We start from the raw sequence: 13,062 nt of genomic DNA, 5'->3' as shown, positions 1-13,062 counted from the left end.
TATTTAATTTAATTACGGTGATTTCGGCTCGCATTGGATGCGCTGTTAAATAGTTCGAAGCGGTCGCTACAGATGTTCACAATTGATTGCTGGTAGAAGACAAACAACACTGCCACCTCGCAGGCCTCGAAAGCTGCCAAAGCACGGGTTGCGTGCCATCGGGCAAGGCGCCGCCTGATCAATACTGCAGTTTTGCTGCGTAATCGCTAGAATGGCGGCCTTTGCGAAGTTCTGGAGTTTCCCCCTCATGCGCACCTTTCGGTTGGTGATTTCTTGCCCGGACCGCGTCGGTATCGTTGCTAAAGTCAGTAACTTTCTGGCGTCACATAACGGCTGGATCACTGAAGCGAGCCATCACTCGGACAATCTCAGCGGCTGGTTCTTCATGCGTCACGAAATTCGTGCGGACTCGCTGCCATTTGGTATCGAAGCCTTGCGCGAAGCCTTTGCTCCGATTGCCAAGGAGTTCTCGATGGACTGGCGCATCACCGATACCGCGCAGAAAAAGCGCGTTGTGTTGATGGCCAGTCGTGAGTCCCACTGTCTGGCCGACTTGCTGCATCGCTGGCACAGCGATGAACTGGACTGCGAGATCGCCTGCGTGATTTCCAACCATGACGATCTGCGCAGCATGGTCGAATGGCACGGCATTCCGTACTACCACGTGCCGGTCAATCCGCAGGACAAGGAGCCGGCGTTCGCCGAAGTCTCGCGTCTGGTGAAACAGCACGATGCCGAAGTCGTGGTACTGGCCCGCTACATGCAGATCCTGCCGCCCGAACTGTGCAGCGAATATGCACATAAGGTCATCAACATTCACCACAGCTTCCTGCCGTCGTTCGTCGGTGCCAAGCCGTATCACCAGGCGTCCATGCGTGGTGTGAAGTTGATCGGTGCGACCTGCCACTATGTGACCGAAGAGCTGGATGCCGGTCCGATCATCGAACAGGACGTGGTACGCGTCAGTCACAGTGATAGCATCGAAGACATGGTACGTTTCGGGCGCGACGTCGAGAAGATGGTGCTGGCCCGAGGGCTGCGTTATCACCTGGAAGACCGGGTGCTGGTGCACGGCAACAAAACCGTGGTGTTCTGATCGCAGCACAATACGGTTGAAATTCGAAGGGCCTGGGCGTTCAATCGCTGCAGGCCCTTCGCCGTTTCTGCGCAGCCGTTTCTGAATAGGGGACATGACCATGGCCGATCCACTGGACAAAGCCACTTCCAAGGCGCCCGCCACGTTGGGCGAGGGCTGTTTGAGCCGGTATGACCCCGATGACATGAGTCCGGAAGATGGCACGGAATTTCCGGGGGCGGCGCAGTTGTGGGAACAGTTGCAGCAAGAACCCGAAGATCCCCCTAAGCCTGCTTGAGCTTCATCAGCTTTTTGAGCAGAGGACGTCCGAGCATCAAGAGAAACACCGGCCCGCCCACCAGCAGATAGAAGTAATAGGTCACCGCCCGCCAGATCAGGATCGCTGCGGCCGCCGTGGATTTTCCCACCATGGGTGCCAACAGCGCCGCCGATGTCAATTCCGCCGCCCCGGCTCCCCCCGGCAACAGGCTGAATTGTCCCGCACTCAAAGACAGCATCTGGATCAGAAAGCACCAGGCCCACTGCAAATCCGCGCCAAGCCCTCGCAGTGCGAGGTACAGCACGCTGTAGCGCAAAGTCCAATGCAGGCAGGTCAAGGCAAATACCTTGATCAAGGTCTGAAACGGTAACTTGAGAGTGTCGGTAAACGCCGCCAGAAAGTGCAGGAGTTTTCGTGCCCAGCGCATACGCGTGGTGGATTGGACGTTGAGACGAATGAGCAGTCGGCCACTTAGCCGAATCAGTAAACGGTGATAGCGGGCCACCACCACGCAACAGATGAGGCCACCGAACATCGAGATGGCACTGACGATCAGCAGCCACTCCATACGCTGGCTCAGGTGCTGGAACAGCGCATAAATCAGGATCCCGCTCAAGGCACAGAGGAAAAACAACAGGTCGCTCAACTGGTCCATGGCGAACACGGCACTGCCCCTGGCCGGACGCACGCCATTACGCGCCAGCACCGCCATGATGGTCAGTGGCCCGCCGCTACCGCCGGGGGTGGCGCAATAGGCAAATTCGGCGGCCATTACCACGCCCAGGCTTTTGACCGGGCTTACCTTTTCGCGCTGATCCCCCAGCAACAGGCGCAGGCGCAGGGTGTTGACCACCCAGCACAGCAGGATCATGCCGAACATCACCAGCAGCCAACTCAGAGGAAAGGTGTTCAGTCGCGACCATGTATCGCTGCCACCCAACAGCCAGGGAATCAGCACTGCGGCGAACAGGGCAATCAGCAAAAGAATCCCGCGGCTCATGCAGCGCGCCCCATGCGGTCATTTTGCAATGCCAGCCAGCTCGCCTTTGTCATAGGCACGCGACCCTCGGTGAGCAGACGCTTGAGGGTTTGTAACCAGTAGGTGCGAGAGAACTCATACCGCATATCCACCGGGTGCAGACCCAGCCGAATCACCGACGCTTGCCGCCAGCGTTGTTCGAGTTGATCGCAGACGAGCTTCGACAAACCCCGACGCCAGGCACTGCGCGCACTCCAGACCAGTCCGGGGGCTTCCACGGCAGTGAAGTCCGGCAGGCGATAGAGGTGTTGCGCATCGCTGGTATAGGTCAAGGGGAGTTGGCGCAAGGCCTGCCGCGTGCCTTCGCTCATCAGCCAGGCCGGAGCGACGAAGCCCTGCAATGGCCACTTATAGTGGTGGAACATCTCGATGCCGGCGCGCAAACGGGCAAAAGCAGCCTCTCGGGACAGGCCGTAAAACTCACCTTCTCGGGTATAGATCCGGCGCATGAACCAGTCCCGGGGATCGTTCGCCATCGGTCCGTCATCGCAATGGAAGTAGCCGTGCAGTGCCAGTTCATCGCCCTTGTCGATACGCGCCGATAGCTGGTTGCGAAACCCCGGATGAGCTTGCAGGTCGTTGTGCTTGTGGAAATCCGGTACCACCAGCCAGGTCATCGGTACATCGCCAAGCGTGTCGACGGCGTTGACAAAAGGCTGGTAATCGGCCCAGGTTTGCGGCGCCACATCGTGCAGCACCAGTAGCAGACTGGGTGCAGTCATGGGCTCAACCATTGGCCGCCCGCGGCCATTGGCTGCCGAGTACGGCGTGATAGTGACCGAGCAAGCTGTTGACCACGGAGTCCCAGGCGTAATGCCGCTCGGCATGGCGTCTCGCCTGTTGGCCAATGGCTGCGCTACCCCGGCTGAACAGTTCGCGCACGGCGTTGGCCATGGCCAAGGAATCGTTGGGGGTACATAACAGGCCGCATTGTTCGGTGATGATTTCCTCAAACGCGCCAGCTGCCACGGCCACGACCGGAATACCGCACGCCATGGCTTCGAGGGTCACCAGACCGAAGGTTTCCTGGTCGCCGGCGTGTACGAGCGCATCGGCACTGGCCATCAGGCGGGCGACTTGCGCGGCCGGGCAGAATTCATCGATGACGGTGACATTGGCCGGCACGGCGGTCGGCATCGATGAGCCCACCAGCAGCAAGTGATAGCGTCGGCCCAAGCGCACCATGCAGTCGAGCAGCACCGGCAGATTTTTTTCCTTGGACCCGCGCCCGGCGAAGATCAGCAGATGAGTATTCTCCTCCAGACCCAGTTCGGTCCGCAGGTTGGGGTCGCGCGCGTCGGGATGAAAAGTTTGTAAATCGACACCCAGGGGTTGTACGAATACATTCCTCACTCCCAGACCGGTCAGCTTGTCAGCCATAACCCGGCTCGGCGCCAGTACCCGGTCGAAGTTGCCGTAGAGTTTGCGGACATAGGCCTCGACGTTGGGGGTGACCCAGTTGCCCATGCGATTACTGGCAAGCAGTGGCAGGTCCGAGTGATAAAAGCCAATCACCGGCACATCCAGTTGCCGCCGAGCATCCAGGGCCGCCCAGGCGGTGAGATAAGGGTCGCCGACCTCGATCAGATCAGGCTGCAGATCGTGGAGGACATTGCGCCAGGGCGCCAGACGAAGGGGGAAGCGATAACCTTTGCCGAAGGGCAGAGCGGGAGCCGGAACGGTGTAGATGCCATCCTGTTCCCCGAAGGATGGCCCGGGAATCAGCAAACTGTGGCGAATGCCCGACCTTGTGCACAGGCGATGATGTTTGGCATCCAGATAAGTGCGCACGCCACCGCTGGCGGGGGCGTAGAACATGGTTATGTCCGCGATATGCACGATGAACATCCCTCCGGTCCGTTGATCTCCTAGGTTGACCTTACTGAAGAATAGATGTTCGGTTGGGGTTTTGTGGGAGGGGAGGCTGCGGGGTTTTTTGCGGTGTATTTCAGACCGCATTCGAGAGCAGGCTCGCTCCCACAGTGGATCTCGGTCGTACACACAATCTGTGTCCACTTGGATTCGCATGTGAGAGCCAGCCAGCCAGCCGGCCAGCCGGCCAGCTCGCGAAGTCGCCGGTTCGGGCACTAAATTCGGAAACTGCCCACCAACTGCTTCAACCGCGCCGCCTGCTGCTCAAGATCAGCACAGGCGCGCAGCGTCGACTGCAGGTTTTCCACGCCTTCCTGGTTCAGCGTGTTGATTTCGGTAATGTCGACATTGATCGACTCCACCACGGCCGTCTGTTCCTCGGTCGCCGTGGCCACCGACTGGTTCATGCCGTCGATTTCACCGATGCGCCGTGTCACGCTGCTCAGGCGTTCGCCGGCCTGATTGGCGATTTCCACGCTGTCCTGACTGTGGCGCTGGCTGTCGCTCATGGTGCTGACGGATTCGCGGGCGCCGACTTGCAGCTCTTCGATCATGGTCTGTACCTGCTGCGCCGATTGCTGGGTGCGGTGTGCCAGGTTACGCACTTCATCGGCTACCACCGCAAACCCGCGACCGGCTTCACCCGCCCGCGCCGCTTCGATGGCGGCGTTAAGCGCCAGCAGGTTGGTTTGCTCGGAGATGCTGGTGATCACTTCGAGGATCTGCCCGATGTTCACGGTCTTGCTGTTGAGCGACTCGATGTTGCTGCTGGAAGCGCTGAGCATGCTCGACAGCTGATTCATCGCGACAATGCTGCGATCCACCACTTGCTGGCCATCTTCGGCCAGGCTGCGGGCATCGCTGGCCTGATTCGAGGCTTGTGCCGCGTTGCGAGCGATTTCCTGGGCGGCGGCGCCAAGCTGGTTGATCGCCGCGGCAACGCTGCTGGTGCGCGAGACCTGCTGGTCGCAATTGTGCATCGACGAATTCGAGGCGGCTACCACGCGCAGCGCCACTTCGTTGACCTGCCCGGTGGCCGAGCTGACCTCGCGGATCGAAGCGTGGATACGTTCGACGAAGCGATTGAACTCGGTGCCGAGTATGCCAAATTCATCGTTATGGACGATTGTCAGACGTTTGGTCAGGTCGCCTTCTCCGTCGGCAATGTCGGCCATGGCGCGGGTCATCACGTGCAGTGGCTGGATCAGGATGCGGATCAGCATGCCCAGCAGGGCGATGATGATCGCTACCGCGATGGCTGTGGCAAAGACTGCCGAGGCGCGAAATTCACTGAGCATCGAGAAGGCTTTGTCTTTATCCACCGACAGGCCGATGTACCAGTTAACGGAAGACAGCCCTTTGATCGGCGTAAATGTGACGATGTGGGTTTTTCCATCGACTTGGACTTCGCTGAAGTCGCCGCTGATGTGCGGCGTATCCTTCGGGTAGGCCTCTGCCAGTGGTTTCATTGCCAGCGCTTTGTCAGGGTGCACCAGAACCTTGCCATCCGCGCTGACCAGGAAAGCGTGCCCCATACCGCCAAAATCCAGCGCGTTCAGGCTGTCGGTGATCATTTGCAGGCTAAGGTCACCACCGACCACGCCGATGTTTTGACTTTCATCGAACACACTCTGAACGATGGAGACGACCAGTTTGCCGGTACCGATATCGATGTAGGGTTCTGTCAGAACCGGACCGTTGGTGCTCTGGGCGCTCTTGTACCAATCGCGGATGCGGGGGTCAAAATCTTCCGGCATCTTGACCGTGGGGCGGATGATAAAGGTGCCATCGCTGCCGCCCAGAAAAGCCGCCACGAAAGCGGTTGTCATTGCATTCTGTTCAAGCAGTTTGGTGATGTTGTCCATTTGCGCGTTCAGCGCGATGTTTTGTGAGAGGTTTTCAATCAACAGGCTGCGTCCGTTCAGCCAGGTCTGGATGTTGTTGGCGGTCACGCTACCCATTTCTTGCAGGTAGTTATCCAGGTCCTTGCGGATGGCATTACGTTGCATATAGTCGTTGTACAACGTGAATGAGGCGAAGGCGACAGTAACGATGAGGGCGGCGGCAAGCAGGATCTTATGGCTAAAGCGCATATTTTTATGCATGGCTTGGGGCTCCAATAAGGTCTTAATGCCCACGACGTGCTTTTATAAGGAAACGCATCACGGGCGACGGTGAGATCAAGTTGATATTTCCGTCTTCGCCCTAGCGGAACATCAACGCACTTCAGTCTTTGTTATCGACCGTGATCGATCAAAGTTTAATCATGGGTGGCAAAATGCACGATTCATCGCAACTCGTCATCGGCGCCGATCTTTCGGGGCAGTCGATCGCCCAGGCCATGCGCCTGGCCAACCGCCACGGTTTGATTGCAGGTGCGACCGGGACCGGCAAGACCGTCACCCTGCAACGCATGGCCGAAGCCTTCAGCGATGCCGGCGTGGCGGTATTCGCCGCCGATATCAAAGGTGACCTCTGCGGTCTGGGCGCCGCGGGCAACCCCCAGGGCAAGATCGCCGAGCGGATCGCCGGGATGCCCTGGCTGAATCACAAACCGGCGGCCTATCCGGTGACGTTGTGGGACATACACGGTCAGTCCGGTCATCCGTTGCGCACGACCTTGAGCGAAATGGGGCCATTGTTGCTCGGCAGTTTGCTGGAACTGACCGACAGCCAGCAGTCAACGCTGTATGCCGCCTTCAAGGTCGCGGACCGCGAAGGCCTGTTGCTGCTGGACCTCAAGGACCTGAAGGCGCTGCTCACTCACCTCAAGGACAACCCGGAACTGTTGGGGGATGACGCGGCGCTGATGACCACCGGTTCCAGCCAGGCCTTGTTGCGACGCCTGGCGACGCTTGAGCAGCAAGGCGCCGAGGCGCTGTTCGGCGAACCGGCGTTGCAACTCGAAGATATCCTGCAACCGACGGCAGAGGGTCGCGGGCGCATTCATTTGCTTGATGCCAGTCGTCTGGTGCATGAAGCACCGAAGGTCTATGCGACCTTCCTGCTGTGGCTGCTGGCCGAACTGTTCGAGCAGTTGCCGGAGCGCGGCGACGCGGACAAACCGCTGCTCGCACTGTTTTTCGACGAAGCGCACCTGTTGTTCACCGGCACCCCCAAGGCTTTGCAGGATCGTCTGGAGCAGGTGGTGCGGCTGATCCGCTCCAAAGGGGTGGGCGTGTATTTCGTCACCCAATCGCCGGGCGACTTGCCCGATGACGTGCTGGCGCAGCTTGGTCTGCGTATCCAGCATGGTTTGCGCGCGTTCACCGCCAAGGAGCAGAAATCCTTGCGCGCCGTGGCTGACGGCTTCCGGCCCAACCCGGCGTTCGATGCATTGTCGGTACTCACGGAGCTTGGCATCGGCGAGGCGTTGGTCGGCACCTTGCAGGATAAGGGCACGCCGGAGATGGTCCGGCGGGTGTTGGTGGCGCCGCCACAGTCGCGGATCGGGCCATTGACCGAGACGGAACGCACCGTGTTGATCGCCGGTTCGCCGTTCAAGGGGCGGTATGACAAACCGATCGATCGCGAGTCGGCCTATGAAGTGCTGATGGGACGCAAGGGGCTGGCGCCGGAACCCGACGCGGCGCCGGGTAAACCGGCGGCTGAAGAGCCGAGCTTCACTGAACAGGCTGGAGAATTTCTCGGCACGGCGGCGGGGCAGGCGCTGAAATCGGCGATGCGCCAGGCGGCGAATCAATTGGGGCGGCAGTTGGTGCGCGGGTTGATGGGGTCGTTGCTAGGTGGCAGTAAGCGCCGATAGCGAGTGGGTATAAATAAATGTGTGCAGGCTTGCTCGCTCCCACATCAGATAAGTGTCAGGCCTTGGGCCTGGCATGCGCCGCCAAACGCTCCAGCGCGGCGCGCAGATTAGGATCGCTGATGCCATCGGCCGTTGCCTGAATCGTCGCCGCCGCATCGTTGGACAAATCCATGGTATGCCCGGCCGCACCGTGCTGCACGGTGGGCGGCTGCACCTTGAACAGGATTCGCGTGAGGCTGGCGAACTCGTCGAACATCTGCAGTTGCCGTTGCAGGCGCTTTTGCTGGTAGCGCAAGCGGGTGGCCCAATGGCCATCGGTGACAATCAGCAACAAACTGCCTTCGCGCCACGACGCCACATGGCAGTGTTCGCGAGCGGCGGGCTGCAGTTGGCTCTCCAGCAGACGTTGCAGATGGCCCAGGCGTTGGGCGTGACCGAGTATGGCTTTGAGCGGCTTGGCTTCGCGAAGCAGGACGGCGGGTGCTCTGGCCGTAAGAGGGCGAAATGCCATGATCAGACACCTGAAGTAACAGAGCCGCCATGGTAGCAGAAAGCACTGGATGCACCCGACCCATTGCATTACGCGCGCTTTACCCATTAAATCAACGAGTAACTTCTGCGTTGTATGGCTTGAAGTTCAGCCATTTGCCCCTATTTTAAGTGAGCCCCGTCAAAGCGCTGTGCCAGCATCGTGGAATAACGCCACTTTCCTCACCATCGTTTCCGGGTAGAATGCTCGTTCGCATGCGGCCATGAGGGCTGCTCGGGCGACTCACGGGGCCGCCCTCCATCCCTTTAGTGTGGAAGATCCTGCCGATATGTTTGCGCCTTTGTTAAAGAAACTTTTTGGAAGCAAGAACGAGCGTGAAGTCAAGCGCATGCTCAAGACGGTGCAACTCGTCAATGCCTTCGAAGAGCAAATGGTGGCCCTTTCGGACGATCAATTGCGTGCCAAGACAGATGAGTTCAAGGCCCGCTTCGCCAAAGGGGAAACCCTCGACAAGCTGTTGCCGGAAGCTTTTGCGGTCGCTCGCGAAGCCGGTAAGCGCGTCATGGGTATGCGCCACTTCGATGTCCAGCTGATCGGTGGCATGACCTTGCATGAAGGCAAGATTGCCGAAATGCGCACCGGTGAAGGCAAGACCCTGGTGGCGACACTGGGCGTTTACCTCAACGCGTTGTCCGGCAAGGGCGTGCATGTTGTGACGGTGAACGACTACCTGGCCCGTCGTGACGCCAACTGGATGCGTCCGCTCTATGAATTCCTCGGCCTGACGGTCGGCGTGGTCACGCCGTTCCAGCCGCCGGAAGAGAAGCGCGCAGCCTACGCCGCCGATATCACCTACGGTACCAACAACGAATTCGGTTTCGATTACCTGCGCGACAATATGGCGTTCAGCCTGGAAGAAAAATTCCAGCGTGAACTCAATTTTGCCGTGATCGACGAAGTCGACTCCATCCTCATCGACGAAGCCCGTACTCCGCTGATCATTTCCGGTCAGGCCGAGGACAGCTCCAAGCTGTACATCGAGATCAACAAACTGATCCCGCAGCTGGAATTGCACGTCGAAGAAGTCGAAGGCGAAGTCACCAAGGCCGGCCATTACACCGTCGATGAGAAGTCCCGTCAGGTCGAACTCAACGAAGCTGGTCACCAGTTCGTCGAAGACTCGCTGACACGTCTCGGCCTGCTCGCTGAAGGCGAGAGCCTGTACTCGGCGCACAACCTGGCCCTGCTGACTCACGTTTATGCCGGCCTGCGTGCGCACAAGCTGTTCCATCGCAACGTCGAATACATCGTACAGGACGGTCAGGTCGTGCTGGTCGACGAGCACACCGGTCGTACCATGCCGGGTCGTCGCCTGTCCGAAGGCCTGCACCAGGCCATCGAAGCCAAGGAACACCTGAACATCCAGGCCGAAAGCCAGACCCTGGCATCGACCACGTTCCAGAACTACTTCCGCCTGTACAACAAGCTGTCCGGCATGACCGGCACGGCCGACACCGAAGCGTTCGAGTTCCATCAGATCTATGGCCTGCAGGTCATCGTCATCCCGACGAACAAGCCGCTGGCCCGTAAAGACTACAACGACCTGGTGTTCCTGACCGCTGAAGAGAAATACGCAGCGATCGTCAATGACATCAAGGAGAGCATGGCTGCCGGCCGTCCGGTGCTGGTGGGTACTGCAACCATCGAAACTTCCGAGCACATGTCCAGCCTGCTCGTGAAAGAAGGCATCGAACACAAGGTTCTGAACGCCAAGTTCCACGAAAAAGAAGCCGAGATCATCGCCCAGGCCGGTCGCCCGGGTGCACTGACCATCGCTACCAACATGGCCGGTCGTGGTACCGACATCCTGTTGGGCGGCAACTGGGAAGTGGAAGTGGCCTCGCTGGAAAACCCTACCCCTGAGCAGATCGCCCAGATCAAGGCCGACTGGCAGAAACGTCACCAGCAAGTGCTGGAGTCGGGCGGTTTGCAGGTGATCGCTTCCGAGCGTCACGAATCGCGCCGTATCGACAACCAGCTGCGTGGTCGTGCCGGTCGTCAGGGCGATGCCGGTTCCAGCCGTTTCTACCTGTCGCTGGAAGACAGCCTGATGCGCATCTTTGCCTCTGACCGGGTGAAGAACTTCATGAAAGCCCTGGGCATGCAGCCAGGCGAGGCGATCGAGCACCGCATGGTGACCAACGCCATCGAAAAGGCTCAGCGCAAGGTTGAAGGCCGCAACTTCGACATTCGTAAACAACTGCTTGAGTTCGACGACGTCAACAACGAACAGCGTAAAGTGATCTATCACATGCGTAACACGTTGCTGGCCGCCGACAACATCGGTGAAACCATCGCCGATTTCCGTCAGGACGTGCTCAACGCTACCGTCAGTGCCCACATTCCGCCGCAATCGTTGCCTGAGCAGTGGGATGTGGCGGGTCTGGAAGCAGCGCTGCAAAGCGACTTCGGCGTGGCACTGCCGATCCAGAAATGGCTCGACGAAGACGATCACCTGTACGAAGAAACCCTGCGCGAGAAGCTGATGCAGGAACTCATGGCAGCGTACAACGAGAAAGAAGACCAGGCCGGCGCCGAAGCGCTGCGCACCTTCGAGAAGCAAATCGTTCTGCGCGTTCTGGACGACCTGTGGAAAGACCATCTGTCGACCATGGATCACCTGCGCCACGGCATCCACCTGCGTGGTTATGCCCAGAAGAACCCGAAGCAGGAATACAAGCGCGAGTCGTTCACGCTGTTCTCCGAGCTGCTGGATTCGATCAAGCGCGACTCGATCCGTGTGCTATCGCACGTTCAGGTTCGCCGCGAAGACCCGATCGAAGAAGAAGCACGTCTGCGTCAGGAAGCCGAAGCGCTGGCCGCGCGCATGCAGTTCCACCACGAAGAAGCGCCTGGCCTTGAGCATGTGGAGCCGAACGGGGAAGAGATCGATGTGGCCCTTGCCTCTGCGCCGGTACGCAATGAGCAGAAGCTGGGCCGCAATGAGCTGTGCTACTGCGGTTCGGGCAAGAAGTTCAAGCATTGCCACGGGCAGATCCAGTAAAACCCGTTTCATACGCTGATATACCCGCGCCGCGACCGGCTCATGCCGTCGCGGCGTTTTGCCATTTAAACCACCGCCTTCTTGAAAAAAAAGAGCGCAGCGGTGTTGACATCATTGTAAGGAGCTCATTCATGGCTGTTGGTCTTGGTCCTTTGCCAACGTTGCACCCGGTTGCCGGTTTTGAACTCGGTATCGCCTCGGCCGGTATCAAGCGCCCGGGGCGCAAGGATGTCGTGGTCATGCGCTGTGCCGAAGGTTCCACAGTCGCTGGCGTGTTTACCCTGAACGCCTTTTGCGCCGCTCCGGTGATCCTGGCCAAGCAGCGTGTGCAAGGTCCGGTACGTTACCTGCTGACCAATACCGGCAATGCCAACGCCGGTACCGGTGAGCCAGGCCTGGCCGCGGCCGAACGCACCTGCGCCAAACTGGCTGAACTGACGGGCGTAGATGCCAGCCAGGTGCTGCCGTATTCCACCGGTGTGATCGGCGAGCCGCTGCCGGTCGAGAAAATCGAAGGCGCGTTGCAAGCGGCCCTCGACGACCTGTCGGTCAACAACTGGGAAGCGGCCGCTACCGGCATCATGACCACCGACACGCTGCCCAAGGGCGCCAGCCGCCAGTTCCAGCACGATGGCGTGACCATTACCGTCACCGGTATCAGCAAAGGCGCGGGCATGATTCGTCCTAACATGGCGACCATGCTCGGCTACATCGCCACCGACGCCAAAGTCTCCCGCGATGTGCTGCAAAACCTGATGCTGGACGGCGCCAACAAGTCGTTCAACCGCATCACCATCGACGGCGACACCTCGACAAATGACTGCTGCATGCTGATCGCCACCGGTCAGGCCGCGCTGCCGGAAATCACTCGCGCCGAAGGGGAGCTATTCGCCAAGCTCAAGCAAGCAGTGTTCGAAGTGTGCATGGACGTGGCCCAGGCCATCGTTCGCGATGGCGAAGGCGCGACCAAGTTCGTCACCGTTGAAGTCAACGGTGGCGGCAATCACCAGGAGTGTCTGGACGTCGGCTACACCGTAGCTCACTCGCCGTTGATCAAGACCGCACTGTTTGCTTCCGATCCGAACTGGGGCCGCATCCTGGCCGCTGTCGGTCGTGCCGGCGTACCGAACCTGGACGTGAGCAAGATCGACGTGTTCCTCGGAGAAGTGTGCATTGCCAGCCGTGGCGCCCGCGCCGCGACCTACACCGAAGCCCAGGGTGCGGCGGTGATGCAGCAGGAAGAAATCACCATCCGTATCGAGCTGGGTCGTGGCGATTGCAGCGAAACCATCTGGACCACCGACCTGTCCCACGAGTACGTGAAGATCAACGCCGAGTACCGTACGTAAGACCGAGTCGCCCCATTCGCGAGCAGGCTCGCTCCCACAGGTGCGAAGGTGCTTCTGTAGGAGCGAAGCCTGCTCGCGAAAACGGCCGACCAGACACTGAAGATGCTGGCCTGTCCCCTATCAAAAG

Annotated in this window: 9 protein-coding genes and 2 pseudogenes; 5 read left to right on the top strand and 6 right to left on the bottom strand. The window is 59.4% G+C overall.

What is annotated here, in order from left to right; genetic code table 11:
* The first annotated feature begins 247 nt into the window (after window positions 1–247).
* Both purU and AC07ZE_RS23680 read left to right on the top strand, forming a co-directional pair.
* The gene (gene purU / locus AC07ZE_RS23685; RefSeq protein ID WP_207266864.1) at window positions 248–1,096 is read left to right on the top strand and encodes a formyltetrahydrofolate deformylase; all 849 of its coding nucleotides are present in this window, start codon (window positions 248–250) and stop codon (window positions 1,094–1,096) included.
* Between the two features lie 100 nt (window positions 1,097–1,196).
* The gene (locus AC07ZE_RS23680; protein WP_207266863.1) at window positions 1,197–1,373 is read left to right on the top strand and encodes a hypothetical protein; all 177 of its coding nucleotides are present in this window, start codon (window positions 1,197–1,199) and stop codon (window positions 1,371–1,373) included.
* On the opposite strand, the gene gpgF is transcribed toward AC07ZE_RS23680, so the two are convergent.
* The 5 genes and pseudogenes from gpgF to AC07ZE_RS23655 form a co-directional block, all read right to left on the bottom strand.
* Window positions 1,360–2,355 carry a glucosaminyl phosphatidylglycerol flippase gene (gpgF, locus tag AC07ZE_RS23675; RefSeq protein WP_207266862.1) on the bottom strand — a complete coding sequence of 332 codons (996 nt, stop codon included), beginning with the start codon at window positions 2,353–2,355 and terminating at the stop codon, window positions 1,360–1,362. The two genes, AC07ZE_RS23680 and gpgF, sit on opposite strands and share 14 nt — an antisense overlap.
* Entirely contained in the window at window positions 2,352–3,128 is a 777-nt protein-coding gene (gpgD, locus tag AC07ZE_RS23670; protein ID WP_207266861.1) for an N-acetylglucosaminyl phosphatidylglycerol deacetylase, read from the bottom strand. The genes gpgF and gpgD overlap by 4 nt, the downstream gene beginning before the upstream one ends.
* Window positions 3,121–4,242, bottom strand: a complete 1,122-nt coding sequence (gene gpgS, locus AC07ZE_RS23665; RefSeq protein ID WP_207266860.1) for an N-acetylglucosaminyl phosphatidylglycerol synthase — start codon at window positions 4,240–4,242, stop codon at window positions 3,121–3,123. Before gpgS ends, gpgD begins: the two co-directional genes overlap by 8 nt.
* Window positions 4,243–4,481: 239 nt before the next feature.
* Window positions 4,482–5,078: pseudogene (locus AC07ZE_RS23660) on the bottom strand (methyl-accepting chemotaxis protein); the annotation flags it as partial.
* A gap of 258 nt (window positions 5,079–5,336) precedes the next feature.
* Window positions 5,337–6,227: pseudogene (locus AC07ZE_RS23655) on the bottom strand (HAMP domain-containing protein); the annotation flags it as partial.
* A gap of 317 nt (window positions 6,228–6,544) precedes the next feature.
* On the opposite strand from AC07ZE_RS23655, the gene AC07ZE_RS23650 reads away from it, so the two are divergent.
* Complete coding sequence (locus tag AC07ZE_RS23650; protein WP_207266858.1) at window positions 6,545–8,032, top strand: helicase HerA-like domain-containing protein; 1,488 nt, start codon at window positions 6,545–6,547, stop codon at window positions 8,030–8,032.
* A 55-nt stretch (window positions 8,033–8,087) separates the two neighbouring features.
* Here AC07ZE_RS23650 and AC07ZE_RS23645 read toward each other — a convergent pair whose 3' ends face one another.
* Complete coding sequence (locus AC07ZE_RS23645; RefSeq protein ID WP_095193154.1) at window positions 8,088–8,543, bottom strand: DUF721 domain-containing protein; 456 nt, start codon at window positions 8,541–8,543, stop codon at window positions 8,088–8,090.
* Window positions 8,544–8,850: 307 nt separating this feature from the next.
* On the opposite strand from AC07ZE_RS23645, the gene secA reads away from it, so the two are divergent.
* Both secA and argJ read left to right on the top strand, forming a co-directional pair.
* Complete coding sequence (gene secA / locus AC07ZE_RS23640; RefSeq protein ID WP_207266857.1) at window positions 8,851–11,586, top strand: preprotein translocase subunit SecA; 2,736 nt, start codon at window positions 8,851–8,853, stop codon at window positions 11,584–11,586.
* 131 nt (window positions 11,587–11,717) lie between these two features.
* A complete protein-coding gene (gene argJ, locus AC07ZE_RS23635; protein ID WP_056852676.1) occupies window positions 11,718–12,935 on the top strand; it encodes a bifunctional glutamate N-acetyltransferase/amino-acid acetyltransferase ArgJ in 1,218 nt (405 codons plus the stop codon).
* The last annotated feature ends 127 nt before the right edge of the window (window positions 12,936–13,062 follow it).

Source organism: Pseudomonas sp. GW101-3H06, assembly GCF_059424605.1.
Note: the sequence above shows the minus strand (reverse complement) of the source record. Positions and strands in the feature narration are given on the sequence as shown.

Excerpts from the sequence above, each read along its gene's own strand:
- AC07ZE_RS23680 (WP_207266863.1), top strand. The coding sequence starts at position 1,197 with ATGGCCGATCCACTGGACAAAGCCACTTCCAAGGCGCCCGCCACGTTG.
- AC07ZE_RS23650 (WP_207266858.1), top strand. The coding sequence starts at position 6,545 with ATGCACGATTCATCGCAACTCGTCATCGGCGCCGATCTTTCGGGGCAG.
- secA (WP_207266857.1), top strand. The coding sequence starts at position 8,851 with ATGTTTGCGCCTTTGTTAAAGAAACTTTTTGGAAGCAAGAACGAGCGT.
- purU (WP_207266864.1), top strand. The coding sequence starts at position 248 with ATGCGCACCTTTCGGTTGGTGATTTCTTGCCCGGACCGCGTCGGTATC.
- AC07ZE_RS23645 (WP_095193154.1), bottom strand. The coding sequence starts at position 8,543 with ATGGCATTTCGCCCTCTTACGGCCAGAGCACCCGCCGTCCTGCTTCGC.
- gpgS (WP_207266860.1), bottom strand. The coding sequence starts at position 4,242 with ATGTTCATCGTGCATATCGCGGACATAACCATGTTCTACGCCCCCGCC.
- argJ (WP_056852676.1), top strand. The coding sequence starts at position 11,718 with ATGGCTGTTGGTCTTGGTCCTTTGCCAACGTTGCACCCGGTTGCCGGT.
- gpgD (WP_207266861.1), bottom strand. The coding sequence starts at position 3,128 with ATGGTTGAGCCCATGACTGCACCCAGTCTGCTACTGGTGCTGCACGAT.
- gpgF (WP_207266862.1), bottom strand. The coding sequence starts at position 2,355 with ATGAGCCGCGGGATTCTTTTGCTGATTGCCCTGTTCGCCGCAGTGCTG.